Origin of the sequence: Sphingomonas sp. OTU376 (genome assembly GCF_038440415.1) — a bacterium.
GTDB lineage: Bacteria > Pseudomonadota > Alphaproteobacteria > Sphingomonadales > Sphingomonadaceae > Sphingomonas > Sphingomonas kyeonggiensis_A.
The window spans coordinates 1-25646 of record NZ_JASATQ010000072.1 but is presented as its reverse complement, the minus strand read 5'-3'; the positions used below and the strand labels follow the sequence as shown (position 1 = coordinate 25646).

The window sequence follows — 25646 nt, the reverse complement described above, 5'->3', positions numbered from 1 at the left end:
CGTAGCGCGTTTTGTTTTCCCCCACAAATGCGCGCGGGGGGTCGCCCCGGCCGCCGGCCGGCACCTCGAACAATCCGGTCTCCTGCCCCGCCGCATCGAGCAGCGGACGGACGTTCAGGCTTTGTAGCAGGGTGCGGCGGGCGATATCGTCCGCCAGCTCGCCGATCGAGACGCCTGCCTTGATGCGGCGAACATTGTCCTGGGAAAGAACCAGCCGGTCGAACGGAATGTCGCGCGACGGGCTGAGGGTGATTTTCTGCGGCGTCTTGGCCATGGGTCGGTCTCCATGACGGACCGCCGCGAGACTCTCTCCCGGCTCCTGGCCCGTCACGAAACTCCAGGCCCTCCTCGCCCTCTCCTCTTTTTGCGGCGGGAACCGCCGCCCATCGCCCCGCCGCGGCCGAGTGACGGCCTCATCGTCCCCCGCGAAGTGAGCGCGCCGCGCGCTTCAGCATGCCCTCGGCAAGCACGAGCGAGCCGGCCCGGCGCGCCGCTTCGGCATAGACCGACAGCGGGTGCCTGCCCTCGAACAGGATGTCGCGCTCGATGCCGAGTCCAAAGGGCAGACGAAGCGCCTTCAGCTCGCCCAGCGCGAAGCTGCCGAGTTCCGGACAGCCAAAGCCCAGATCAGCGAGACCAAACAGGATGCCGTCGGGGTCGAGCTCGGTTGCGAGCCAGGTCGCCGGCCCCAGCGGATTGAAGAAGCGGACCACAGGCACCGGATCGGGTTCGCGCTTGCCTGTGGCAACCGCATCGATCCGGGCGATGTCGTTGGCGCGGAGCGCCGCACGGATTTCGGGAGTGAGGAGGATCATGCTTCGATCCTCCCGAGCGACGCGGGGACGATCACGGCGGCGGCACCACCATGGGGCCCGTCATCGCCATCGTCGTCATTCGCGGCCCGGCCAATCTCAGGTCGGAAGGCAAGCAAATAGTCGGCCGCGCGCGAGGCGGCGCTCGCGACCCGCAGGATAGCGCGATTGTCCGCGCGGAGGATCTCGAGCCACGAGCCGATATAGTCGGCATGTCGCACGGTCGGTACAATGCCCAGGGCCGCACAGACAAAGGCCGCCCCCATCTCGGCGATCAGTTCTTCCTTGCCATAGGCGACCGAGCCGAACGCGCCGGTCTGGTCGCGGTCGAGGCGCGAGCGATGGCCCGCCCAGTGCGAAAGCTCGTGAAAGGCGGTCCGATGCCAGTTGACCGGGTCATGGAAATCGTCCGGGCGCGGGACAGCGACGAAATCGCCGGAAGGGCTGTAATAGGCCGAGGGTCCGCCGATCCGGAAGTCGGCGCCGGTCGCCGCGATCAATGCCTCGGCTTGCGGGCGGATAAGTCCGGCCGGCACCGGCGGAGCTGGTACCACAAGGCTTGGCGGCAGCCCCTCGCACTGGTCGACCGCGAAGACCGTGAACCATTTGAGAAAGGGGATTGCTCCGCGCGACCGCCCCTCCTCGCCGGTGCGGCTACGTTCCGCGCCGGGCGCGAAGCGGCGCGTATAGAGGATGCCGATCCCCTGCTCGCCCCGGCGGACCGAACCGCCAAGGGCGACGGCCTGGCGGAAGGTCAGGAAGGCATGGCTGGTAAAACCGTGCCGGACGGTCGCATTCCACAAGGTCAGGATATTGATGCCGCTGTAGCGCCGGTCGCTGAAGCCGTTATAGGGCATCCCGATCGTGGCGCCGGCGCCCGACCAGGGCTGGACCCAGGGGACCCGCCCCGCCTCGAGATCCGCGATGATCCGGCCGGTGATTTGTTGGTAAAGTGTCGCGTGCGCAGCCTGAGCGCTGCCGTCTGATCCTGCCATGGAGGGTCTCCGCGACGGACCTGCGGCAGGCCACTCCCGCCATCCTCAATCCGTCACGGACCTTCGGGCCCTGCTCTTCCTCTTGCGGGGTGTTGCGGGGCAGCGGCCCCACAAAAGGGGTCGGGCGAGACGCACGCGGCTCGCCCTCAGGGGAAAGCCTTCCCCTCCTCAAATATGTTCGCGAAGCTGGATCGCCCTGGCGTGATCAATCTGTGCCGGCAAGTGTGCGACGGCAGGATCAGCCTGACGCATGCGCGACGACCCCTGCGCGATAGCGGTCGTCAGACAGATCGATCGGCTCCCACGGGGTGAAGGCCTCGGTGGTCAGCGCAACACTGTTGAGGCCCGCGATATTGAAGCTTCCGAGCTTCTGCTCGAGCACCGTCATCCCTCCCCGCTCGGTCACGACGGCATCACAATAGAGGCTGTCGTTCTTCCGGTAGAGAATCTGGGGCGCCGCGAGCATCAGCGTACGATTATAGAACCAACGCACGCAGAGATGATGCTCCATCGCCTGGGCGAGCAGCGCGGCCGCCTCAGCTTCTTTCCGTCCCGCATCCGCGGAGGGCGATCGGATCGACAATTTCTTTCGGGCGTCGGTCATAGGTCCCGGATCATCGCGACGTTGCAGCACTATCGCAAGCCGGTCTGCGCTGTTTGCTGCGGCACCGGAGTAAAAACCGCTGCGTATCCCCGCTTGAACCGCCAGCCGCTTCGTTCCATCCTTGTTCCGGCACAAGTTTGGAGGAGGCGTTTTGGCGGAGATCATCATCAACGAAGCGCTGATCGAGCCCGGCGAGCCTTATTTCATCGTTTATGTCGATCGGCCAAAAGGGATCGGGCAGACGATCGTCGCCGATCTCGCGACGGATCTGGTCGGACCGGTGCCGGCGGAGCGGATGGTGCCGCGCCGGTTGAACGGCTTCGAGCTCCCCGCACTCGAGCTCATCCATCATGCCAGGGAGCGGGCGCGCGAGGCCGGCGTCACCCGGATCCTTCTGGTCGACCCCCAGGGATTGCTGCCCCTGGCCAAGATCAATCGCTATGAGTAGCGCTGAACGCGCCAAAGCCTCCCTCCCGCGCAGAGGGAGCGTCGGCTGAGCCGCTATGCAGCGGCTTCAAAGTCACAGGCGCACGATCCGCAGCGCCGATTTTTGAGGTCGTTACGCGCCCGCGGATTGACTGGAACGAACATAGTAGAACGAACAAAGAACAACACAACCCGTCGCGAGTCTGCTGATGCTATGCGACATTCCGTTGTCCTCGATGATCTGCTGCGCCCGCCTATGGTCGGCTTCAGATGTTGGGAGCGCAGCCTATCCGACAGAAGGGGGATCAGTTGCAGATCGGCGCAGAGCTCGATTTCGAAGGCGATCGACAAGATGCCGCAGCAGACGGCATCGCGGACCGGACCTCGGCGGCGGCGTTCGTCCAGAACATCTTCGACCGAGAGATGGGCGTCACCCTGAGCAATGCCAAGGCCGGCTCCAAGCGCGACGAAGCCATGCGGGAACTCACCCGCGAGGCCGCCAATCTCTACGCAAAGCGGGTTCTGCGCGAGCTGATTCAGAATGCCTATGACGGCGCGCGCACCTCCTCCGCTCCCCGCATACTCCTGCGCCTCGACCTCACCGAAGGCACCCATGGCACGATCTACGTCGCCAACAACGGCCAAGGGTTCACGTGCGACAATGTCGACGCGATCTCCAACCCCGCGATGAGCAACAAGACGCCGGGTAACTTCATCGGGCACAAGGGGCTGGGCTTCCGCAGCGTCGAGCTGCTGTCGGATTCCGTCGAGATTTTCTCGAAGATCGATCCGACCTCTACGACCTTTGACGGCTTCTGCTTCCGGTTCGCCACGCCCGACGACGAGCGGGGATGGCTCGATAGTGTCGGTGAGGCCGCCCTGACGGACATTGTGGTCGGCAAGGTGCACAGGCTGCAGTTGCCGGTTCCCATCGACGTGACGGACGACCTTGCGGAGGCGGTGGCAGGAGCCGGCTTCTCGACCCTCGTCCGGCTGCCGCTGCGCGACGCGGTCGCGGCGGCACGCGCCGGCGAGGAGATGCGCCTTCTGCTCGACGAGAAGGCGCCGATAACGCTGTTCCTCGATCGATTGCAGTCGCTGCTCCTGGAGACGGTCGATGCCGACGGCAAGAGCGAGCCCAAGGAGCTCCGCCGGTCCGGCAAGGGTGCCGAGAAGTCGAGCTTCGGCCGCAACCTCACGCTGGAAGAGGTGACCGTCGACCGATACCGCTACCTGGTGGGGCGGATGGAGGTCGACGATGCGGCGTTCCGGGCGAGCGTTGACAGGGCCGTCGCGGAGAACCACCCAGTGGAACGCTGGAAGGAGTGGAAGGGCGCGCCCTCAGTCTCCGTCGCACTGCCACTCTCGCAGGACGCGAAGGCGGGCAACTTCTTCGCCTTCCTACCGATGGACACCCCGGCTCCGTTCAACGGCTGCCTGGACGCGCCATTCTATCCAGATGCCAACAGGCGCGACCTGGATCTGGACAATCCCCTGAACGGCTTCCTGCTGGACAGCGTCGCCGATCTCTGTCTGGCGGTGGCCCGCACGGTCGCGGACAGCGACACGATCTCCCTGAAGACTTCGGCCGCCGCCGTCGACGCCCTCGCCTGGCATGCCGACCCGCAGCGCCTGTCCGACGCATGCGAGCGGGCCGATTTCGACGTCGGGGACATCATGCTGCCGGCGGTGCGGCGCGGCGACGGCGAGAAGCGATGGGCGCCCCTGTCGGAGATATACGACTGGAATGACGACAAGTTCGGCATTGTCACGGGCCAGTGGCTCGTGCGTGCCTGCGGCGTCCCGATGGTGCGCAGAGCCTTGGGCACCAAGAGGCTGGAAGCGCTACGAACCTTCATCGACGAATCCGACTATGGGCTCGAACCATCCGGAACCACCATCGCCGACTGGGCGCCGATCCTGGCCAAGGATCTGAATGGCCGGCGCCGCAAGGCCACGAAGCAGGACTGGGAGAGCTTCTACGCCGATCTCGCTAAGCTGAGGCCAGCCCTTCCCCATATGCGTGGCAAGGCGATCTTCCGCCTCGAGGATGGCACACTTGGTGCCGCCAACTCCCCAGAGACACTGGGTGAGCGGGAACTCTTCATCAGCTCGGACCCCGAGAACGCCACGAGACGGCGTAAGCGCCTTGCGGGCACGACCCTGTTTCCGCCCAAGAGCGTAGCGCAGCGAATGCAGTTCGCCGACCCGCTGCTTTCCTGGCCGCAGCCTGTGACCGCAGAGTTCGTCAATGCGGGCCTGGCGACCGAATACAGCCTGCCGCGCGTGATCGCTGGCATGGGGCGGCTTCTCGGAAAGCGTCCGAAGCGCCAGACGGCGCTCGCCGCGATCAACTGGGCGTTCGACGCCTGGAAGTCCCACAAGTCGCCCGAGGTCGAGAAGGCGCTGCTGGCGGCCCAACTCCCTGTCCTGGTAGCGGACGGAAAGTTCAAGACCGCCCCGAACACCCGGTTCAGTTCGGGTTGGCGGGATACGACCGGCGACATCATGCAGGAGCTCTGCGACGAGATCGGCTCCGCCACGCGTCCGACCAAGAACATGGTCGACAGCCTCGTGGTACCCTGGGACCAATGGCCGTCCCGCGATCGAGGCACTGCCTCCGATTGGGTCCATTTCCTTCGACTGCTGGGCGTGAAGGACGGACTGCGGCCGGTCTTCTATCCGAGCGTCTCCGAGCATGTGAACACCTGGATCGGCGTGCGGCGCGGCTATGGGGCAGCGCTGTCCATCGAATCGCGCCTGGGTGTCACGTGGCGGGCCGCACTCTCGAAGATCCAGCGCAGCTTCTCTTATCAGAGCGGCAACTACGCGACGAACGACACCCTTTTCGCCCTCCCGCTCCAGGGCGAGCATGCCGGGATGAGCGATCGGGCGAAGCAGGCCTATGCGCGGCTCGTCGCGAAGGCGGTCCCGGACATCGATCCGAAATATTTCACCACCGTCCTGAACCGCACCGCCGGCATGGGCGACACGGTGAACTGGCCGAGCCCCCTCCTCGCCTTCCTGCAGGAGGCCGAGTGGCTCCCGGTCTCCTTCGATGACGAACTCTCGTGGAAGCGCCCGGGCGACTGCTGGTTCTCGCCACGAACCGAGGCCCTGCCATATTTCCTTCCGAGAATTGAACGGCCGATCCGCGAAGCGCTCGACGGAAACGCGAAAGCGAGAGATGTCTTCTCGACCCGCCTCGGGTTGAGGATGTGGAATGCCAAGGAAAGCGCGCCGGCGCGGATCGAGGAGCTGGGAAAGACGCTCGAGCGTGGTATCGCGGAACACGAGCACGGCAGCTTCCGCAGCGAATATCGCCAGGCCTGGAGCGATTGGAACTCGCTGACCCCGGTTCCGGCGCTACCGAGGGGCATCCTCCTTGCCGTCCAGGCATCCGGACGGCTCATGTGTCATCTGCCCGATCCCGAAAATCCGCGGACGGTGTTTGTGAGCGGTGGAACGGACCCGACGCTCGACAATCTGCTCATGGCACTGGGCCATCGGCTTCTTGTCGTTCCGGCCGACGCCGCCGCAAATGCGGCCGACGCCCTGAAGGCGGCGGGATATGCGGACGTTCGGCTCGTGGACGAGGTCCGACCGAGGATCATCGTCGACGACGCCGATCTGGACCTCGCGGCCGAGAGGGCCCGGCTTGTCGACGACGGACGCGACTGGCTTGCGGAGATCGCCGTGCTGGCGCTGGAATTCCACAACAGCTCGCTCAATCGCAGCACGCCGCGGAGCCGTCAGGCGCTGTTCGACGACTTCCGCCGTCTCAGGATAATCCACGCACGCGACATTCGGGTCGAGATCGATGGCAGAACGGGTCCGCTTCCGGAGACGCTCGCGGGCGTCCTCCCGGTTCCGCATGACGAGCGTCCGACGATCATCATCCAAAGCGCAGGAAGCAGTCTTGACTGGGACGCCCTCGCACGCCTGTCCCGGGGGATTGCCTTGGCGCTCGGCCGGGCTTGGCTGCTGACAGATTTCCGCATGGTGTTCCTTGCCATTGCGACCGACCAGCCCAAGGTGTCGGGTCAGCTGACCCGTCCGGACGACGAAGCCATCGCCAGCGCTTTCGGACAGCCAGTCTCAAGGATCCGCGAGATCCAGCGCTCGCTGCGTGCGGGCAGCCGACGCATCATGGACTGGCTGCTCCCGTTCATCTGCGCGCGGTTCGGGCTGGACGCTGCCAACGCGCTTCTGGACCGGGAGACCACGCTCATCGAAGACGACGATCTCGTCACGGCGATCGTAGGCGCGGGCGGCGGTGTGGAGGAAGCACGCATCCTCGTGACGCTTTGCAGGGAGGCCGAAGGCCTGGACGAGCTCCGCCGGACGATCGGCCTTCCCTTGGCGGAATTCAATGCCGCCGCCGCCGCGTTAGGCCCCCGGTTTCCCCCGCTGCGATTCGAAGCGTCGCTGCGCAGGGCGTTCGAGGAACGCCTGGACGAGCTTCGCCCGGCGCTGTCGGAGCAGGTTCGAAACGCGTTCACTGCACCGGTGCTCGCCGACATCGACCTCGCCGCGTATCGTGAGGCCCGGGATCTCAAATGGATCTCCTTCGAGGAGTCCTGGACCGAGACGCATGACGATCTCGACGATGCCACTATCGATGCTCGCATCGCGAAGCTCGCCGATGAAGCGCTGCCAAAGCCAATCGGGGCGCCGGATGGCGCTCTGAATGACCTGCGGCAGCGCAATCGTACGGCGCTCTCCGCCGAACTCGATACACTCCGACGGCTGGCGTCAGCATGGGCGTCGAAATCAACCGGCCGAACCCTGCCCGCCCTCCATTCGGCAAAATCCGAAGTTGCCCTGAGGGAGCTCATGGTCAGCGGCGTGTTCGATTTCTTCGTGGTCGAGGCCACAGGGATGCCTGCCGCGCTCGCGCAAGTCGGGGCGTGGCCCGCAGCCATGCCACAATCTACCGACCTCCACGAGCTTGGCCTCGAAGCGGCGGATCTCGACTTCCAGCGCAAGGAGGAAGAGCGGCGGCGCGAGGACGACGCGCGAAAGAGCCGGAGCATGAGGTTCGGAAATATCGAGATCGAAGGAGGGACCCCGGCCTCACTTCAGGCGGTCGCCGACGCCCTTAAGGCTGGCCTCCTCAGCAAGGCGTTTCAGGCACGATCCGGACCAGCTGTGCTCCGACCATTTCCGGAAGGCGATGAGCGCCCCCCAAGGAAGAGAGGGCCTAGCACGTCAACCGCCGAGCCGTCGTTCCTGACCGATCAGCAACGCGACCTGATCGGGTTCGCCGGCGAATATGCCGCCTATGTCCATTTGAAGAGGACCGTCCGCACCTTCTCCGATGAGCACTGGGTCTCATCCCTCGGACGTCGCTTCCTGTGCCTCGGCATCGTTCAGGATCGTGGTTACGACTTCCACGTTCCGCGTTCGCGTGGCGGCCTCTATTTCGAGGTAAAAGCACATATCGGCGACCCCGGGCACATCGATCTGGAACGCTCTCAAGTCGAAGCCGCAGTCCAGTTTGCCGACGAGAAGAGCGGCATCTGGAAGATCCTGTATATCTCCAATGTGCTCGACCACAGGCTCATCACGGTGCATGAACTCGCCAATCCCTTCTCCGAGGGAAACATGCGCCTTTTCCGGCCAAGCAATCGCCAGGGCGTGCGACTTCTTGTCGACCGCGAATGAGAACCTCCTTCGCCTACCCGCACCTCGCTCAGCGCTGGCGCGGTGCTCGACCAGGCCTCGCCCCAACAATCCCCGGCTGCGCACCTGAACTGAATCACGAGCGATCCTGCTTTGCCTCGCTCCGCTTGGAAACGCGGCCGCGACGGCCTTTCGGGATTATGTGCGAAGCGTCGAACGCCCGGGATGAGGGCGCATAGCTACCATTCGCAGCGAACAGCAGGTATCGGGCCGGGAGCCGACCGGCAGCTTTCCGGAGTCAAGGCCGGCATAGCTGCGGTTCGCGACCGCCCTCCTCAAGCGGCAGTTGTCCGACCAACTCAGGACCTTCAGCGGCCGGGGCGTGAACGACCGCTCGTGCTGGAACCTGCCATTCGCATCACGCAAACCCGCCGGACGGCAACGCGCCCAATAAGGGCGGGCACGCTGGATCACGTCGGCGGTATGCGCTACTTTTACGGCAAACACGTTGGTCAGCCCTCCGCCATGGCTGTTTACCAGCCAGCCACGCGGGGGACCTATGACTACGGCGAGCGAAAAGGAACTCAAGGGCGCGTGGGTGGTCCACCACGGCCGCAAGCTCGTTCTGGACGTGAACGGGCCAGCGGAGTTCCCTGCTATCAACGAAGCGGCAAAGGCCGCGACGCTACTAACGAAGCTCGGTCAAACAAACCAGGCTACCGTCACCAAGGTCGAGGCCCGCGCTATCGCCGTCGCATCTGGGCTCGACCCCCGGTTGGAACTGAACGGGCTCCTCCAGGTGCTTGAACGCAAGCGCCTGATCGACCAGTCCACCAACGACATCTCGATCTTGGGCGTCACCACGCGCGGCTCGCTCGGTCATGCTACCGACATCTACAACGAGGCGGAGCCGAGCACCTACGAAGAAGCGTCGATCACGTTGGCGGAAATCGCCTCGGGCGCGCCAATCCGGCGCGCCGATGTCTCCCAACGGATTGGCGACACCCACAAGCTCACCAATGCCCAGGTCGGCGACTTCCTCGACCGCGCCGAGGGTATTGGGTTTGTCGATAAGGAAGGTGATGGCAATGATCGGCTGCTGTTCAACGGCAACCTGTTTCGCCGCTCATCCGTCGTCAAAACCCAGAAGGTGCTGACCTCGCTGAACGATGCTGAACAGCGCTTGGTCAGCGAGATCGCCGAGCAGCTATCCAAGAGCGGATGCCTGAGCGTCCAGCACGTTGAGCACGTTTTGTCGAAGCCGCTCTTTGAGAAGCTGGTTGCGGCAGCCGTCTATGACCTCAACGAGGTCACGAACGAACAGGGCAGCCACGTCTATGTCACTGCACCGGCAGCCTTTCACAAATTTGTCGACCCCATGGTGGATGATTGCTTCGACATGGCGAAATCGCTAGTGGCTGCGCTTACCTACGGCATGGTTTCTCGCTCATCCTCCCAAGGCCGGATCACCCAGCTGCCTGCCCTTGTGAACAAGCTGATTTCTGGTCGCGAGGTCGGCCCAACGACTTCCATCGGACAGGACTATCGTGTTCTTGAGGTCAACGGAGTCGTCAAGCTCAGGCGGGACGCGAACTACGCCAATCGGTACTATCTGCGGCTCCTCAAGAGGGAGGTAGGCGAGCTCGCGTTGCAGGTGCTCACCCAAGGGAACGCCTATGCCCAATCTCTCGCAGATCTGCCCAGCGCGCCGATGGCGGGATACATTGGGCCCGAAGAAAGCCGCACGTCGGTTCGCAAGAGCCAATCCTCGTTGAGCAAGCGGGCGACCCGGGATGTGCTAGAGGCCGTTCGCGGCGGGCGGGTGCTGTGATGAGCGACAAGTTACAAACGCCCAAGGGGGCCGTGTTGGAAGAGGTGCTGCGCGCCTACTTCCTGCGCGCTGGTTTCTTTGTCATTCGCGGGGTCCCATTTCGATTTGCGGACGAAGACCTAACCGACGTCGACCTTTGGTTGTATGAACGTCCGACGGGAACGTCTCGCCGGGTGCAGATTTGCGACATCAAGTACAAGCAACGCCCGAAGGCTGTTGAGCGCATCTTTTGGACGAGCGGACTAGCCGATGCGCTCGATGTTGACGGGGCCTATGTTGCAACGACCGACAAGCGGAAAAGCCTGCGGTCTGTGGCGGAAAAGCTCGATCTGCAGCTGATCGACGGCACGGACATTCAGCGCATTCAGAATAGTCAGTCCGTTCTCTACCCGGACCGAATGGGCGATGAGCAACTGATCGCCGAATTGCAGGCGGTCGATAAGAGCTTCCGAAACAAGAGCCTACAGGATGCGCGCTTTGACATCCTGTCGGCGCTCTCTGAGGGATTTGGCGCTCCATCGGCTGTCAGAGCTTTGGAAGGTTTCTCACGGTTGGCGACAGCCGCCGTTGCATACCATCCAGATTCACAGGCCGCTCGTTCGGCTGGCCGCCTAGCATATCTCGCCGGGGCTATCGCCTGCCAGAGCCTCGATTATGTCAGCGTGGGTGCGGCGTTCCGAACAATTGACGAGAGGCGCGACCTGATCCTGCGGGCCGTGCGGCTCGGAGCCTTAGGCGACGATGATGGTCAGCAAACGCTTCGCTTGGCGATGGCACTAGTCGAGAAATACGCCCCCGGCGGTCGCGGCACTGCGACCGCAGTTGAGGCGGGGCTGAAGCGTGACCTGGACCAAATCCCGGCTGAGATTGTCGCAGATCAAGCCGTCCGGCTTCTGAAGTCGGATCAGCTTTTCATGACCGGGCGGGAGCTGGAGATGGCAAGCTATCACGTCGCACTGCCGACGTTCGACGGCCTCAGCGTCCACACCAAGTCAATGCTCGGTGCGCTGCTCGACTATGCAAATGTTGATCGCGAGCGCTTCGCGAATGCTTGGAAGGCGGACCCCGGCACGACCACCGCCTCCGCCCAAGCAATGACGGAAGAGGTCGAAAAGGACGCGCCGCCGCAAGCCAATTTGTTTGAAGAATAGCCGCTGGCACCAGACCGCATTCGCGCAACGCAGCGTCGAACGATTGTCCCTCAGGTTGAACTTGCAGCTTTCCCATGAAAGGGGTATCGCACCCGCTTAAAATGCAGAAGCGGGCATGGTGCCCGCTTTGGGGCATTAAGTGGTTGCCGTGACCGTTTAGGGAGACTCGCAGCCGTGATCCCGGCAGGACAGGTCCAGGCGCTAACCGGCCTCACCGCGAATCAGCTTCGCGAGTGGTCGCACCGGCGCAGCCTCATCCCGCCCGACATTGAGGCTCGCGGACCAGGCCGCCCCGCGCTTTATGGCTGGCAGACGGTGTTGCTGCTGAGGCTCGCCGTAGTGCTGCGCGAGCGTTTCCATATCGAGCTCCAGGCACACAAAAATTTGCTGCACGCCTTGCGCGACTTGTTTTCCGGAGTCCCCTTCCCGGCGCTTCGTGGGTGTGTGCTGGCGCTGCGCGCTATGGAGCGTGGCGAGCTGCTCCCAGAAACCTTGCTGAGCTTGGGTGAAGCCGACAGCCTCATCCTTCGCCTCGACCCACATCTCGATATCATCGAAGCGCGGTTCGCGCCCCAGGATCAGGGCGGTCAGCTTCCACTGTTCCGGGCGGTGCGGGTCCGATGAAGGCCCTCGCCTCGATCGAAACGGGCCTGCGCGCCATCGGCTACCATGCTGACGCGCTCCACCTCGGCTATAGCTTTGCCGACGTGCTCGATCCCAGCGCGGCAACCCGCACCGTCGCGCTCGCTGCCTTCACCCAGACCCCGGAATCCTTCCGCTCTGCCGCCTTCGGAGTGGTCGAAGGGGCCGGCGACAATGAAGTGGCCATCATGGCAAATCGCGCGCTCGGCGCGCCCGTGTTTTTCTCGATCGACGCGAACGATGTCGGGGTCTGGGCGGTCGGTGCCCACGACGCGCCGCGCCTACTTGAGCGGGTGCCGATCTCCGAACTGCCAGCGCTCTTCGAGCGCCGCCGCGAGCAATGGAGCCCGCAAGCGCTCCACCGCGCCAAGGCGGTCGGGCTACCGCGCGGTGCCGCCCAGGCGGATTTCATCGATCTCGGCCTTCTCCCAGCGATCGAACGCGAAGTGCAGCACAAGTTGCATGAAGCCATGGCCGATGTGCTCGAGCGCCTTCTGCCTGAAGGTGCGACCCGCGACAGCGAGAAGGCAGCGTTCCGCCTGACCTTCCGTCTCCTGGCAGCGAAAATTCTCATCGACCGCGCCCATCCTGCGTCCGCCGATTGGGATTCCGATCAGGTGCAAACGGTCCTCGACGGTATTCAGCGCTATTATGGGCTCGGCCTGCTCGCCACGGACGTGGCGGCCGTCACTGACGCGGCGATCGCGGCCGCCTGGGCGCGCCTGCAGCAGGCGATCACCCTGCGGAACATCTCGTCAGACAGCCTCGCGTTCGTTTATGAGAACACGCTGGTCACCGCCGACACGCGCAAGCTCTTCGGAACGCACAGCACGCCGCGTCCAGTCGCAGAATATGTCCTCAGCCGAATCGACCTTTCGCGCTATGACCCGCAGTCGGTCCGTATCGCTGAGCCATTTGCCGGCGCAGGCATTTTCCTCGTCGCCGCGCTGCGCCAGCTGCGCGACCTCTTGCCTCCCGACTGGCCGGCCGAAAAGCGCCATACCTTTTTGGTCGAGCGACTCTCTGGCGCTGAACTCGATGTCTTCGCCTGCGAGGTCGCTACACTCTCGCTGATCCTCGCCGACTATCCCAACGCCAATGGCTGGCACCTGAAGTCGACCGACCTCTTTGCACAAGGGGCACTCGCCAGCTTCCTCGCCGGCGCAACCGTCGTGCTCTGCAACCCGCCCTTCGAAGATTTCACGGTAGAGGAGCGTCTCGAATATCCTGAGGCTTTTGCCCGGTCGACCTCCAAGGCTGCCGTGGCGCTGTCGGCCGCGATCGATGCCGCGCCGGACGCCTTGGGATTCGTGCTTCCTCACGGCGTTCTTCAACAAGCCAAGTATCGCAAGGTGCGCGCACGTCTCGCCGAAGCCTACGGCCGAGTAGAGCTCATCAGCCTCCCAGATCGCATCTTCGAAAAGGCAACCTATCCCTGCGCGCTCATCCTTGCCAGCGAGCGACGCGCTGAGGCGAAGACGGGCGCCCTCGTCCACCTGCGCACGACCACCGTCAGCGATGGGGATCGCACTGCGTTTCTGAGTGATGGGAGCGTAACCGCGATCCGTCATAGCGTACGCGCTGCACCTTCAGGCGACCTCTGGATCGACGAACTTGATTCACTCTGGTCTTACCTCGACGAAAGCCCGAAGCTTGGCGGCCATGCTAATGTCTACCGCGGGCTGCGCTGGCGTTCGCAGCGTGACGGTGTCTTCGACAGTCCGGGCCCCCTCCGTGAGCGCGGTCTGTACCGTCCCGCGGACAGCCTAGCGCCGTTCCATCTCATGAGACCGGTATGGATTAGCGTCGACCCCGACTTCAATGACCGCATGGGCCCCCTGACCCGGGCGTGGGGCCAACCCAAGGTCCTGATTAACAACCAACGCTCATCGCGCGGCCCCTGGCGCTTGGCCGCCGCCGCAGACAAAACCGGGCTTTGGGCCTCTCAGCAGTTTTCCGGGATCTGGCCGACCGGCGACTATGACGTCGACACGCTCGCCGCCATCCTCAATGGCCCACTCGCCAATGCCTTCGTGACCGAGCACTCGACGGTCCAGCATTTCACCAACGAGATGCTGGAGGGAATGCCACTGCCGCGCGCGCTGGATAAGCCCGCGCTCCGCGATGCCCTGGCCGAGTATAGCCGTCTTCTCGACGAGAAGCTGAATAGCGTGATGGCAGGTGACATTTTCGATCATCGGCTCGATCGCCTCATCGCCTGGATCGATGCGATCGTGCTCGACGGTTATGATCTGCCGCCCAAGCTAGAGCGCCAGCTCTTCGACTATTTCAAGGGCCGCGAGCGGCCGACGCTCCATCCCTTCAGCGGATGGCTACCCGACGACTTCCGGGGATACGTGCCGCTGCGCGAATGGATTACTCGCGATGCTAACGCCAACCGAGGCCCCTGGGTTCTCGACGTGTTCAAACCCGTCCCCGATGAGGAGAATGACGCTCTGTCCAGGTTCATCGCCTGATGGAGCAAATCCTGTTGGACACCAATTTCGTCTCGGCACTTTTCGACCCGCGCAGGCCCAATCACGCTGCGGTGTTAGCGCGTGCGCAGGTCTTCTCCGCGGCGGACCTCGTGTTCCTGCCGGTCATTGTCCTCGCCGAGCTGCGCTACGGCATGGAAGCCGCGCAGCGCGCCGGGCAGGATGTCAGCCATATCCGGCAAACGCTGATCCAAGCCGGACGATACCCGCTCGCCGAGGTCGGCAGACATACCGCCGAAGCCTACGCAGATGTTAAAGCGCGACTCGCCGCGCATTATCTCGACCTTGGCCGACGCCCCCCGCGCTGGCTTGAGAATTGGCAGGATCGTGCTTCAGGGCAGGTACTCCAAGTGGACGAGAACGACCTGTGGATCGTCGCGCAGGCAGTCGAGCGCGACTATCTTCTCGTGACCTGCGATCAGCGCCTTGCCGATCGTTTCGGCCCGGTCATCGAGGAACTTCGGCTGGCGCTCGTCTGATGGTCGCCACTCCAGCTTCGAACTTGACCCTTCGTCCGCTTGGAAAAGCCAACCTTGATCGCTCCGCAGGTCGCCTGATGGCGTTTCTAGAGGCCAACCGAACGGCAGAAACATTCGAGTTCCCGTTCAGCTATTCCTATCCCCGGAACTGTTGCGAGAGCGTGTCGCTAATCCTCACCTATCTTCTGGAAGAAAAATACGGTCTAACCAACGTCGTCGTCATCAAGGGCACTAAGCCGAGGAAGCACGAGCATCATTTCTGGGTGATGGTAGGTAATCTCTGTTACGACCTGACGGCACACCAGTTCCCCAAGCGTAAACCCATAATCGGAGTGCTCGCTCACTCACTGTTCTTCTCGTTTTCCGAGTGGAAAATCGAGCATGGCCGCGACTTCGTTGACCGTGAGGAAGTCCTGTCGCATTACCGGGCGGGGGTCATTCCGTTTTGACCGCATCTGGCAATACCTGCCATCTGAAGCGTCGCTTGGGAACGGCAGTAAAGTCCCAAACTCAGCCATCTGCACGCTGTGTGAAAAAACGCCAGCTTTCGGAATCGACCTGACGGGTTCGGAATGATCGGGATTAGGGCACCACGGCTGCCGCCGTTCAACCGGTTCGGCAACGACAAGGGATGCAACAACCTGTCCAGCTTGTTAGGTGTCGATGATGCGCACTGGTCTTGATCATCTCCCCGCCGCCAAACAGCGCGAACTTGAGCGCGTCGTCCAGATCGTCTTCGAGGAATTCGAGGACGCGCTGGCACTCGCCCGGCACCAGTGGAAAAAGAAGGGCAGGATCGAGAAGATCGTCCTCTATGGAAGCTATGCGCGCGGTGGCTGGGTGGACGAGCCGCACACCGCCAAGGGCTATCAGTCGGACTATGATCTGCTCATCATCGTCAACGACAAGCGGCTGACCGACCGGGTCGATTACTGGCTGAAGCTCGAGGACCGCCTGAACCGCGAACTGGCGATCACCAAGACGCTCCGGACCCCGGTCAATTTCATCGTCCACACGCTCCAGGAGGTGAATGACGGCCTCGCCCATGGCCGCTATTTCTTCATGGACGTGCGCGAGGACGGCATCGCGCTCTACCAGTTCGATGACACCGAGCTGCACACGCCTAAGCCAAAGACCCCCGAACAGGCGCTTGCAATGGCGCAAGAGTATTTCGACGAGTGGCTTCTGAGCGGCAACGAGTTCTACGACAACTTCACGTTCAATCTTGAACGAAAGCGTTTCAAGAACGCGGCATTTCAACTGCATCAGGCAACCGAGCGGCTCTATCACTGCGTGCTGCTGGTGGTCACGTTCTACACCCCGCACGTCCACAATATCGGCTTCCTGCGCACCCAGGCAGAGCGGCTCGATCGCCGGTTGGTTGACGTCTGGCCGGACGGCAATCGTACCGAGCGCGCGCGGTTCGAGAAGCTCAAGGAAGCCTATGTCAAGGCGCGCTACTCGAAGCATTACCGCATCACGGAAGAGGAACTCCGGTGGCTCGGCGAGCGGGTTGAGGAGCTTGGCCGCGTCGTCCACGCCATCTGCTCCGATCGCATCGTCGAGCTTTCAAAGCGCGCCGGCAAGGCGGTCTGATAGGTCTCAGGGGGTACATTGGTTGTGCTTGCGTTCTTGCTCCGCCTCCCGCACAGCCATCGCAACCGGCCGCGGGTCCTCCGCTGATTAGCTGCTCTTTTGCAGCAGGTCGGCGCGACTAGCGCCGGAAAGGGCGCCCGGCGTCCAGTCCGCGCCTCCCGCGATCCTCGCGCGGCAGGGACCAAAGCCGATGGGCACGAAACCCTCGCGGCGCGCCCGGCCCGTAAAGCCGATCTCATCCCCGTCCGCGAGGAAAGAGCGGACTTCGCCCCCGGGCAGTTCCACAGGCGCCTGCCCGGCGCGCGTGATCTCCATCAGGCTGCCGAGCCCCAAAGGACTGCTGGTCGAAAGCGTGCCCGTCCCGAGCAGGTCGCCCGATTCCAGGTTGCAGCCATTGACGGTGTGGTGCGCGATCATCTGGGCCGCCGTCCAGTACATCGCGCCGGCATCGGACAGGCTGAGGCGCTGCGGCGCCAGATCGCGCTCGCGCATCAGCCGGGTCGAGATCGTGACTTCAAGGTCGATGGCAAAGGCCCCGCTCGCCTGGTCAGCTTCGTCCCACAAATAGGGAAGCGGCGCGGGATCGCCCGCGGGCCGCTCTGCCTGCGCAACTCGAAACGGCGCCAGCGCTTCCGCCGTCACGATCCAGGGCGAGATGGTCGTATGGAAATTCTTCGAGAGAAAGGGTCCCAGCGGCTGATATTCCCAGGCTTGGAAATCGCGCGCCGACCAGTCGTTGAGGAGACAAAGGCCCGCGACATGGCGGCCCGCCTCGCCGATGGCGATGGGCTGGCCGGGCATATTGCCCTCGCCGACCCAGACCCCGAGCTCCAGCTCGAAATCGAGCCGGGTCGATGGACCAAAGACCGGTTGCGGCCGCTCGGGGTCGCGTCGTTGTCCGGTCGGGCGCGTGACGGCATCGCCCGAGAGCCGGATCGAGGAGGCGCGTCCGTGATAGCCGATCGGGATCCATTTATAGTTGGGGAGCAGCGGCGTGTCGGGCCGCAAGAGCATGCCGATATTGGTCGCGTGATGAATGCCAACATAGAAATCAGTATAGTCACCGATCCGGGCCGGCAAATGGAGGCGGCACCGGCCGGCATCGTGAAGATGGGCGCGCAGCCCCGCTTCGTACCGGCGCTCAGACAAGAGACAGGAAAGACTCTGGCGTAGCGCGTTCCGGTCGGCTGCCGGGTGCTGGAGAAGCGCGTTCAGTGCCGGGCTGGCGAGCGAGCCGTTCAGGATCGCGGGGAGGAGATGCGCGATCGCGCGCAAGTCCAGGATCTGGTCTCCGATCGCAACACCTGGCCGCGGGTCGCCTCCAGCGGGGGAGAATATCCCCAGGGGCAGGTTCTGGATCGGGAAATCCGGATGGCCGTTGGCGCTCCCGACCCAGCTTGTGCGGACGGGATCATGGGTCTCGTCGATCGTCAGCGCCATCATGCGATCCGGGCCTTCGGAAAGCCTGCCCAGACAGCGTCATAATCGAGCTGCTCGGTCTGAAGCGCATGCGCGGTCGGCCGGTAGGGCCAGCAGCTTTCGACCATGAAGGCCATGGTGCCCTCGATCCTGTGCGGCTGGAGGTCGGCGCTGGTCGCCCCCTCCCAGCTCGCGACATCGGGACCATGGCCAGTCATAAGATTATGGAGGCTGATCGCGCCCGGGGCGAAGCCGTCGGCCTTGGCGTCATAGGCGCCGTGGATCAGGCCCATAGCCTCCGACATGACGTTCCTGTGGAACCAGGGCGGCCGGAACGTCTCCTCCGCCACCATCCAGCGCGGCGGAAAGATCACGAAATCGGCATTGGCCCGGCCCGGCACGTCGGAGGGCGAAGTCAGGACGGTGAAGATCGACGGATCGGGATGGTCGAAGCTGACCGTGCCGATCGTGTTGAAACGCGAAAGATCGTAGCGGAACGGCGCGAGATTGCCGTGCCATGCCACGACGTCGAGGGGGCTATGGTCGAGCGTGGTGGTCCAGAGGCTTCCCAGATACTTCTGGACGACTTCGGTCGGCGTATCGCGATCCTCATACCAGGCGACCGGTGTCTCGAAATCGCGCGGATTGGCGAGGCCGTTCGATCCGATGGGGCCGAGATCAGGCAAGCGGAACAAGGCGCCATAATTCTCGGCGAGATAGCCCCTCGCCTCCCCGTCCGGCAGCAATACCCGAAAGCGCACACCCCGCGGCACCAGCGCGATCTGACCCGGGGCAATATCGATACGGCCGAGCTCGGTGAGAAGCGTCAACCCGCCCTTCTCAGGAATGACCAGCAGCTCGCCGTCCGCATTGACGAAGACCCGGTCGATCATGTCGCGATTGGCGGCATAGACGTGGAACGCCACGCCCTCGAGCTGCTCGGGCGCGCCATTGCCGAGCATGGTTGCGATGCCGTCGACAAAGTCGGTCGGCGCCTCGGGGAGCGGCTGGGGGTCCCAGCGCAGCCGGTTGGGCGCGAGCGGCCCCACCGACGTAGCAGGCGAGAATAGCGGGCTGCCGGCATAGGACTTGAATGGCCGGTGATCCGCGCTCGGGCGCAGGCGATAGAGCCAGGACCGGCGGTTCTCGGTGCGGGATGCGGTGAAGGCAGTGCCCGACAATTGCTCTGCATAAAGGCCAAAGGGCGGGCGCTGCGGCGAATTGCGCCCAATCGGCAGCGCGCCGGCGACGGCCTCGGTCGAGATATGGTTTCCGAAGCCCGGGATATAGCCGGTGCTCGAGTGCGCGCTCAAAGTCTCTCTCCCCTGCCCATAGAACCGGGCGATTTTCACCTGATCATGTCTCTCTACAGGGTTGCGCGTGATCGGCCTGATGGGCAGCTCCGGCGGCTTATCGATGAGTCCGACAATCCGGGGCGGGTGGATTGCAAGGCGCCGCGCGACCCGCTCTTGTTCGTCTCAAGACATCGACAGGAGAGAGTTAGGTGCCGATCAGGATCCACGGACACGGTCCGACCAAGGCGATCGCGATCCATGGCTGGTTCAACGACCATGCAGCATTCGACGGCCTGCTGCCGGGCATCGACCCCGAGCGCTTCACGATCGCCCTTCCCGATCTGCGCGGCTACGGAACGCAGCGCGGCTCAGGTGGCCCTTATGATATCGCGACGATGGCGGAAGATGCGATCGAGGCGGCTGACGCGCTCGGCTGGGCAAGCTTCTCCGTCATCGGCCATTCCATGGGCGGCAAGGCGGCGCTCCGCGTCGCGCTCGATGCGCCGTCGCGCGTCGAGCGCGTGATCGGCGTCAATCCGGTCTGGGCCGGCCCCGCCCCGTTCGATCCCGAGACCTTCGGCTTCTTCCGCTCGGCGGCCGATGATGTCGGCACGCGCCAGGCAATTCTCGATATCACGACGGGCGAGCGGCTGCCGCTCGTCTGGTTGAAGACGAGCGCGGAGCGTTCGGTCGCGATCAGCGACCGCGATGCTTTCGCGGCCTATCTCGAATCCTGGGCCGGCGACGATTTCGCCGCCGGGGCGGCCATGATCGGCTGCCCGGTGCTGGTAATCGGCGGCGCGCATGACCGGGGCGTCCCCGAAGACGTGATCCGCGCGACCTGGCTTGCATCGCTCAAGGACGTGCGGCTCGTGATGCTGCCCGAAGCCGGCCATTATCCGATGGACGAATGCCCGCTCGCGCTCGCGCGCGCGATCATCGGCTTTCTGGAGCCCAACCACTCCCGCTGAGGGGGGAGCGGGAGTCCCCGGCGGCCCTTGCCCGCGCCGCCGGGGATGCTTTCAGGCTGCGGCGTAGGTCTGGCGGCGATATTCGCTCGGGGACACCGCCATATGCTGGGCGAAGAAGCGGGTGAAGTTGCTGTGCGCGCCAAAGCCCAGCTCGTCGGCCACTTCGACCAGCGAGCGATCGCTGGTCGAAAGCCAGCGCATCGCTGCCGACATGCGGATATGGTCGATATAATGTCGTGGCGACGCGCCCACACAGCGGCGGAACTGCTCGAAGAAATGCGAGCGTGACAGCCCGACCATTCGCGCGATCTCGTCGATCCGCGGATTTTCATGCGCATGTTCGTGGATGTAGAGGAGCGCCTTGCGGATCCGGAAGTCGATCGGTCGCCCGCCGTTCGCGGCCGACGCTGCTTCGGGCGCGATATAGGCTGCGACCACCGCATCGATCAGTTCCATGAGCGGTTGCTCGCGATCTTCGATGGTGTCGCAAAGCCCGCGCGAGATAGCCCCCGCGAGCCGCTGGGCGGCGAGCCGGACGGCGGGGGTCATGCGCTCGAGGATATTGGGGAAGACGAGCCCGCTGCGCAGCCTCTGTGCTTCGAGGACCCGATCGATCCAGCCCTGCTCGATGACCAGCGAGAGGATCATCGTCGGCTCGCCCGCATTGGCAAGCTTCAGGTGCGGAACCCAGGGATTGAACAGGATAACGCTCGACCGGTCGAGCGGGAGATCCGTGTCGCCGGTACGAAAGGCGGTCCCGGTGCCGTCGAGCATGAACAGCATGTTGAATTGCTGATGGGCGTGCTCGACCAGGGCGCGGTCGGTTACGTTGACCGTAGCGCGCCCGAAATCCCCGGTGACGATCCAGATCGGCGTCTCCTGATGCATTGCGACAATCCTCTCATATTCTGTTTTCTCTGGTTTCTGCTGTGCTGCCTCACGCGCTGGCGCGGTTGGTTGGGAAAGTCCGGGCTCAGGCGGGCATCTCGGTGCGACGGCCAAGGAGCCCGTCGATCGAGAAGCGCCCGCCGCCCGCGACAAGGACGTGGAACAGGCCACCCAGGATCGCGAGGTTCTTCATGAAATTGGTGAGCTCCTCCCGGTCACCGAAATCATTGTGGAAGGCGAGCGCGGTCGCGAGCGTGAAGAGCGCGAGGATCGCCGCCATCGCCCGGGTACGATAGCCGAGCAGGAACAGGGTGCCCGCGCCCAGTTCGCAGGCGATCGAAAGACCGAAGCCCAACGCAGGAAATGGCAGGCTGTGGCCGATCATTTCGACCACGGCACCCGGATGGCCGAGCTTGCGGAAACCGCTCCACAGGAAAAGGGCGGCGATCAGCGCGCGCCCGATGGGGAGTGCCATATCTTTCGGGTCACGCATGGAATGCCTCACGAAACATGGAGGAGGAGGGTCTTGGTCTGGAGGCACTGCTCCACCGCGTCGGGTCCGAGATCCCGGCCAAAGCCCGACCCCTTATACCCGCCCTCGGGCAGGCCCGGATATGGGAAGCCCCCGGCATTGACGGTGACCTTGCCGCATTGGAGGGCGGAGGAGACGCGGTGCACGCGGTCGATATCGCGCGTCCACAAGCTCGCAGCGAGGCCGAACTCGGTACCGTTCGCCGCTCTCACCAATTCCTCCTCATCGGAGAAGCGGTAGATGCCGAGAACGGGTCCGAAAATCTCCTCCTGGGTGATCGGATCGTCGTGCCGTGCGCCGGTGACGAGCGTCGGGGCGACATAGAAGCCCGGCGCTCCGGCAAAATCGCTCGCCGCATCGACGCCGAGCCCGCCGACCCGCGCAGCCTCGAGATAGGCGGCGACGCGGTCGCGCTGCCGGGCACTCACCAGCGGCCCCATGAACACGCCGTCGCGCATCCCCGCCCCGACCGGGATCGTGCGGATATGCGTCTGCAGACGCTCGACGACTTCGTCATGGATATTGTCTTCGACATAGAGCCGGGAGCCGGCGACACAGACCTGCCCGGAATTGAGGAAGATCGCGTTGGCGGCCCCCACCACGGCGCGATCAAGATCGGCGTCGCCGAACAGGATGGTCGGCGACTTTCCGCCCAGTTCGAGCGTGAGCTTCTTGAGCGAGCCGCCTGCCTCGCGCGCGATGGCGCGGCCCGTCCCGGTCGATCCGGTGAAGGAGATCTTGTCGACGCCCGGATGCCGGACGAGCGCGTCGCCCGCCTCGGCCCCCAAGCCCGTCACGACATTGACCACGCCTGCCGGGAAGCCCGCCTCCTCGACCAGGTCGGCCAACGCAAGCGCGGAGAGCGAGGCTTCCTCGGAGGGCTTGAGGACGATCGTGCAGCCCGCGGCCAGCGCCGGCGCCAGCTTCCACGCCGCCATCATCAAGGGCACGTTCCAGGGAACGATCGCCGCCACCACCCCTACCGGCTCGCGCCGGGTCAGCCCCTGGAAGCGGCCCATACCGGGCGGGGCCGATACCTCGACCGTGCGTCCGGCAAGCTTTGTCGGCCAACCTGCATAGTAGCGGAACACATCGACGCTCCCGCCGACATTGACGGCGCGCGCCAGCCAGAGCGGCATGCCATTGTCGATGGTGTCGAGGAGCGCCAGATCATCCGCACGCGCCTCGATCAGCGCAGCGAGGCGGTGGAGCAGGGCCTCGCGCGCGACCGGCCCTGCATCGCGCCACGCTGGTGCCGCAAGCGCAGCACGGGCCGCAGCGACCGCCGCGTCGATCTCCGCGATCCCTCCCTTGGCGATGCTCGCAATCACCTGTCCGCTCGACGGCTCGATCGCGGGCAAGCTGGTGCTGCCGGGCTGCCAGGCGCCGGCAATGAACTGCGCAGGCGTGCGGTCGAGCCAGCGTCGTACGCCGGCCGGCAATTGCGACAGGTCGTTCTCAAGGGCGATCGCAGTCAAAAGCCTCTCCTATTGCGTGGCGCCCTTTTTGAGGGACACTCGTTCTTCAGTCGGCGTAACCGGGCGCGACGTCATCCATCAGCCGGCGCCAGGCCGGCCAGTCAGCCTTGCCGCGACCGCTGTCGTGGAGCTCGAGCTGGCGGACCGTGCTCTCGCAAATGGCGTCGGGCACTTCGATGATGTTGTCGGTGGCGGCCTCCAGCGCGAGCTGGATCTCGCAAGCGGTCATGAGGTCGCGGGTACGCTCGAACGCCTCGCGCACGCTCGAGCCGGTGACGACGATGCCGTGATTGCGCAGGAAGAGCGCATGATGGTCACCAAGCGCCGCCGCGAGCCGTTCGCGTTCGTCGGCATTGTCGGTGACGCCCTCGAAGGGATGGTAGCCGATGCGCTGGTAGAAGCGGATCGCTGCCTGCGAGATCATCCGGAGCCCGCCCCCATGCGCCGACATGGCGATGCCCGGGACGGTATGCATATGGATGACGCACTGGACGTCGGGGCGCGCGCGAAGGACGCCGCTATGGAGGACGAAGCCCGGGCGATTGACCCCTGCCCGCTCGTCGAGATCGGCATCCATGTCGACCCGCACGAGGTTCGAAGCGGTGACTTCGCGGTAAAGAAGGGCGTGGCGCTTGATCAGGAAGTGCCGCGGGGCGCCAGGCACCCGCAGGCTCAGATGGTTATAGATGCCGTCGGTGGTCGGGAAGAATCGATCGATCATCCGATAGGCCGCGGCGAGGTCCTGCCGCGCCGCCCATTCGGTGCTCTCCCGATCAACCCGTTCTGCTGCGAGGTCGTTCTGCATGCAAAATGGATAGGCAGCAACGATGAGACCGGTCAATTCGACTGGCCCCCTTCAAACACGATATTCGGACTGTCTGATAAGGCCTCGCGCCGCGCCTCGCCGCATAGATCATTCAGCGCACCCCGCCCGCACATTCTGCATGCAGAATGTCTGCCGAGAGCGAGGCCGCCGGAATTGACGAGGATGACCCAGGGAGAGCCATTTGCCGCAGGGCCAGCAAGCGCGGGGACCGATCGGACCCGCTGAAATCGATATCGGACGCACCATAGACGAAGCGCCGATCAGCACGCTCCAGTGGCGAGTCTTCGCGCTGACGCTCACCGCCTCGATCTTCGATGGCTTCGATACGATGGTGATGTCGTTCCTGGCGCCCGCCATCACGCATCAATGGGGTGCGTCCCACGCGGTATTCGGCATCGTCTTCAGCGCGACGCTGCTGGGCGCGGCGATCGGTGCGGCGACGCTGGGCCTGCTCGCCGACCGGATCGGGCGCAAGAAGCTCGTCATGGCGGCGATCCTCTGGTTCGGCCTGCTGACTATCGCCTGTGCCTTCGCGACAGGCATCACGTCGCTCGTCATCCTGCGTTTCCTCGCAGGCCTTGGCCTGGGCGGCGCGATCCCCAACATGCTTGCGCTCGCGGCGGAATATTCGCCCGCCCGGCGGCGCTCGACGATCGTCTCGGTCATCACCTGGGGAACCCCGCTCGGCGCGGTTCTGGGCGGGCTGCTGGCGCCTGTCGTGCTGGCCGCCGCAGACTGGCGCGCGATGCTGCTCGTTGCGGGCATCGCCCCGGTGCTGCTCGTACCGCTCCTCGCGATCGGTCTTCCGGAGTCGGTCCGGTTCCTCGCCCTTCGCCATGGTGACGACGCGAGCCTGCGGACTATCCTGCAGCGCATCGCACCTGGGCTTCGCGCAACGCCGGACACGCGCTTCGTGCTTCCCGAGCGGACGGTCGAACGGGCCACGATCGGCGCGCTGTTCCGGGATGGTCTCGCTGCCGGCACGATCCTGCTTTCGGCGGCGATGTTCACCAGCCTCCTTTTGTCCTTCATGCTGGTGAACTGGACGCCGACCCTGCTCGAGCGCGCCGGCATTCCCTTAAGGGACGCGATCCTCGGCACGATCGTCCTCAATCTCTCCGGAATCGTCGGCAGTCTCGCCATCGCACGCGTGGTCGACGGGCGGGTGCGCGGGTCCACGGTGCTCGCGCTCTCTTATATCTGCGCGGTGGCGGCGATCCTGTGTGCCGGTACCGCGACCATGATCGAAGGAACGCCGCTTGTGGTCCTGATGGCAACGCTTGGCGCGAGCGGCTTCTTCCTGATCGGCTCACAGATCACGCTTTCCGCCTATATCACGGCGTACTTCCCGACGGCGCTGCGCGGCACGGGCATCGGCTTCAACAATGCGGTTGCGCGGTGCGGTTCGCTGCTCGGCCCGGCGCTCGGCGGCGTTCTGCTGAGCGCCGGGATCGATCCTGCGCATATCCTGTTCGCCGGCATCGTTCCGGGGACGCTGAGTGCGATCGCGCTTGGTTGTCTCGCCGTCTCGCAGTCGCGGGGGGGGGGGCCCCCCCCCCCCCCCCCCCAGCAAAAAAAAGG

20 protein-coding genes and 1 pseudogene are annotated in these 25646 nt (G+C 64.4%); 11 read left to right on the top strand and 10 right to left on the bottom strand.

Features of this window, described 5'->3' with window-relative positions:
- The 4 genes and pseudogenes from AAHM44_RS21360 to AAHM44_RS21345 all read right to left on the bottom strand — a co-directional run.
- A pseudogene (locus tag AAHM44_RS21360) lies at positions 1 to 274 on the bottom strand (hypothetical protein); the annotation flags it as partial.
- Positions 275 to 413: 139 nt separating this feature from the next.
- Positions 414 to 815, bottom strand: a complete 402-nt coding sequence (locus tag AAHM44_RS21355; RefSeq protein WP_342251251.1) for a DUF2958 domain-containing protein — start codon at positions 813 to 815, stop codon at positions 414 to 416.
- The gene (locus tag AAHM44_RS21350; protein WP_342251250.1) at positions 812 to 1807 is read right to left on the bottom strand and encodes an ArdC family protein; all 996 of its coding nucleotides are present in this window, start codon (positions 1805 to 1807) and stop codon (positions 812 to 814) included. Before AAHM44_RS21350 ends, AAHM44_RS21355 begins: the two co-directional genes overlap by 4 nt.
- Before the next feature lie 238 nt (positions 1808 to 2045).
- Positions 2046 to 2411, bottom strand: coding sequence for a hypothetical protein (locus AAHM44_RS21345; RefSeq protein ID WP_342251249.1), 366 nt, complete (start codon positions 2409 to 2411; stop codon positions 2046 to 2048).
- Between the two features lie 151 nt (positions 2412 to 2562).
- On the opposite strand from AAHM44_RS21345, the gene AAHM44_RS21340 reads away from it, so the two are divergent.
- The 9 genes from AAHM44_RS21340 (at position 2563) to AAHM44_RS21300 (ending at position 16656) form a co-directional block, all read left to right on the top strand.
- A complete protein-coding gene (locus AAHM44_RS21340) occupies positions 2563 to 2859 on the top strand; it encodes a hypothetical protein (protein ID WP_342251248.1) in 297 nt (98 codons plus the stop codon).
- A 287-nt stretch (positions 2860 to 3146) separates the two neighbouring features.
- Positions 3147 to 8504 carry an ATP-binding protein gene (locus tag AAHM44_RS21335; RefSeq protein WP_342251247.1) on the top strand — a complete coding sequence of 1786 codons (5358 nt, stop codon included), beginning with the start codon at positions 3147 to 3149 and terminating at the stop codon, positions 8502 to 8504.
- Positions 8505 to 9021: 517 nt separating this feature from the next.
- Entirely contained in the window at positions 9022 to 10293 is a 1272-nt protein-coding gene (locus tag AAHM44_RS21330) for a hypothetical protein (RefSeq protein WP_342251246.1), read from the top strand.
- Positions 10293 to 11444: a hypothetical protein gene (locus AAHM44_RS21325; protein ID WP_342251245.1), complete on the top strand. Its 1152-nt coding sequence runs from the start codon at positions 10293 to 10295 to the stop codon at positions 11442 to 11444. The genes AAHM44_RS21330 and AAHM44_RS21325 overlap by 1 nt, the downstream gene beginning before the upstream one ends.
- Positions 11445 to 11618: 174 nt before the next feature.
- On the top strand, positions 11619 to 12068 hold the full coding sequence (locus AAHM44_RS21320) for a MerR family transcriptional regulator (RefSeq protein WP_336953181.1): 450 nt from the start codon (positions 11619 to 11621) through the stop codon (positions 12066 to 12068).
- Positions 12065 to 14563: an N-6 DNA methylase gene (locus AAHM44_RS21315; protein ID WP_342251244.1), complete on the top strand. Its 2499-nt coding sequence runs from the start codon at positions 12065 to 12067 to the stop codon at positions 14561 to 14563. Before AAHM44_RS21320 ends, AAHM44_RS21315 begins: the two co-directional genes overlap by 4 nt.
- A gap of 14 nt (positions 14564 to 14577) precedes the next feature.
- Positions 14578 to 15060, top strand: coding sequence for a PIN domain-containing protein (locus AAHM44_RS21310; protein ID WP_342251243.1), 483 nt, complete (start codon positions 14578 to 14580; stop codon positions 15058 to 15060).
- Entirely contained in the window at positions 15060 to 15509 is a 450-nt protein-coding gene (locus AAHM44_RS21305) for a hypothetical protein (RefSeq protein WP_342251242.1), read from the top strand. Before AAHM44_RS21310 ends, AAHM44_RS21305 begins: the two co-directional genes overlap by 1 nt.
- 217 nt (positions 15510 to 15726) lie before the next feature.
- The gene (locus tag AAHM44_RS21300; protein ID WP_342251241.1) at positions 15727 to 16656 is read left to right on the top strand and encodes a HEPN domain-containing protein; all 930 of its coding nucleotides are present in this window, start codon (positions 15727 to 15729) and stop codon (positions 16654 to 16656) included.
- A gap of 87 nt (positions 16657 to 16743) precedes the next feature.
- Here the strand turns inward: AAHM44_RS21300 and fahA are convergent, their stop codons facing one another.
- Together fahA and hmgA are read right to left on the bottom strand one after the other, a co-directional pair.
- Positions 16744 to 18096: a fumarylacetoacetase gene (gene fahA / locus AAHM44_RS21295; protein ID WP_342251240.1), complete on the bottom strand. Its 1353-nt coding sequence runs from the start codon at positions 18094 to 18096 to the stop codon at positions 16744 to 16746.
- Positions 18096 to 19388: a homogentisate 1,2-dioxygenase gene (gene hmgA, locus AAHM44_RS21290; RefSeq protein WP_342251239.1), complete on the bottom strand. Its 1293-nt coding sequence runs from the start codon at positions 19386 to 19388 to the stop codon at positions 18096 to 18098. Before hmgA ends, fahA begins: the two co-directional genes overlap by 1 nt.
- Before the next feature lie 191 nt (positions 19389 to 19579).
- Here hmgA and AAHM44_RS21285 point away from each other — a divergent pair, with 191 nt between their 5' ends.
- Entirely contained in the window at positions 19580 to 20341 is a 762-nt protein-coding gene (locus AAHM44_RS21285; protein WP_342251238.1) for an alpha/beta fold hydrolase, read from the top strand.
- A gap of 51 nt (positions 20342 to 20392) precedes the next feature.
- On the opposite strand, the gene AAHM44_RS21280 is transcribed toward AAHM44_RS21285, so the two are convergent.
- The 4 genes from AAHM44_RS21280 to AAHM44_RS21265 all read right to left on the bottom strand — a co-directional run bounded on the left by AAHM44_RS21280 (position 20393) and on the right by AAHM44_RS21265 (position 24044).
- Positions 20393 to 21229 (bottom strand): helix-turn-helix transcriptional regulator, encoded by an 837-nt coding sequence (locus tag AAHM44_RS21280; RefSeq protein WP_342251237.1) that lies wholly within the window; start codon positions 21227 to 21229, stop codon positions 20393 to 20395.
- 85 nt (positions 21230 to 21314) lie between these two features.
- Complete coding sequence (locus AAHM44_RS21275) at positions 21315 to 21704, bottom strand: DoxX family protein (RefSeq protein ID WP_342251236.1); 390 nt, start codon at positions 21702 to 21704, stop codon at positions 21315 to 21317.
- Between the two features lie 26 nt (positions 21705 to 21730).
- Positions 21731 to 23239, bottom strand: coding sequence for an aldehyde dehydrogenase family protein (locus AAHM44_RS21270; RefSeq protein ID WP_342251235.1), 1509 nt, complete (start codon positions 23237 to 23239; stop codon positions 21731 to 21733).
- A gap of 46 nt (positions 23240 to 23285) precedes the next feature.
- Positions 23286 to 24044, bottom strand: coding sequence for a class II aldolase/adducin family protein (locus tag AAHM44_RS21265; RefSeq protein ID WP_342251234.1), 759 nt, complete (start codon positions 24042 to 24044; stop codon positions 23286 to 23288).
- A 202-nt stretch (positions 24045 to 24246) separates the two neighbouring features.
- On the opposite strand from AAHM44_RS21265, the gene AAHM44_RS21260 reads away from it, so the two are divergent.
- The coding region (locus AAHM44_RS21260) for an MFS transporter (protein WP_342251233.1) at positions 24247 to 25646 on the top strand (1400 nt) is incomplete at its 3' end.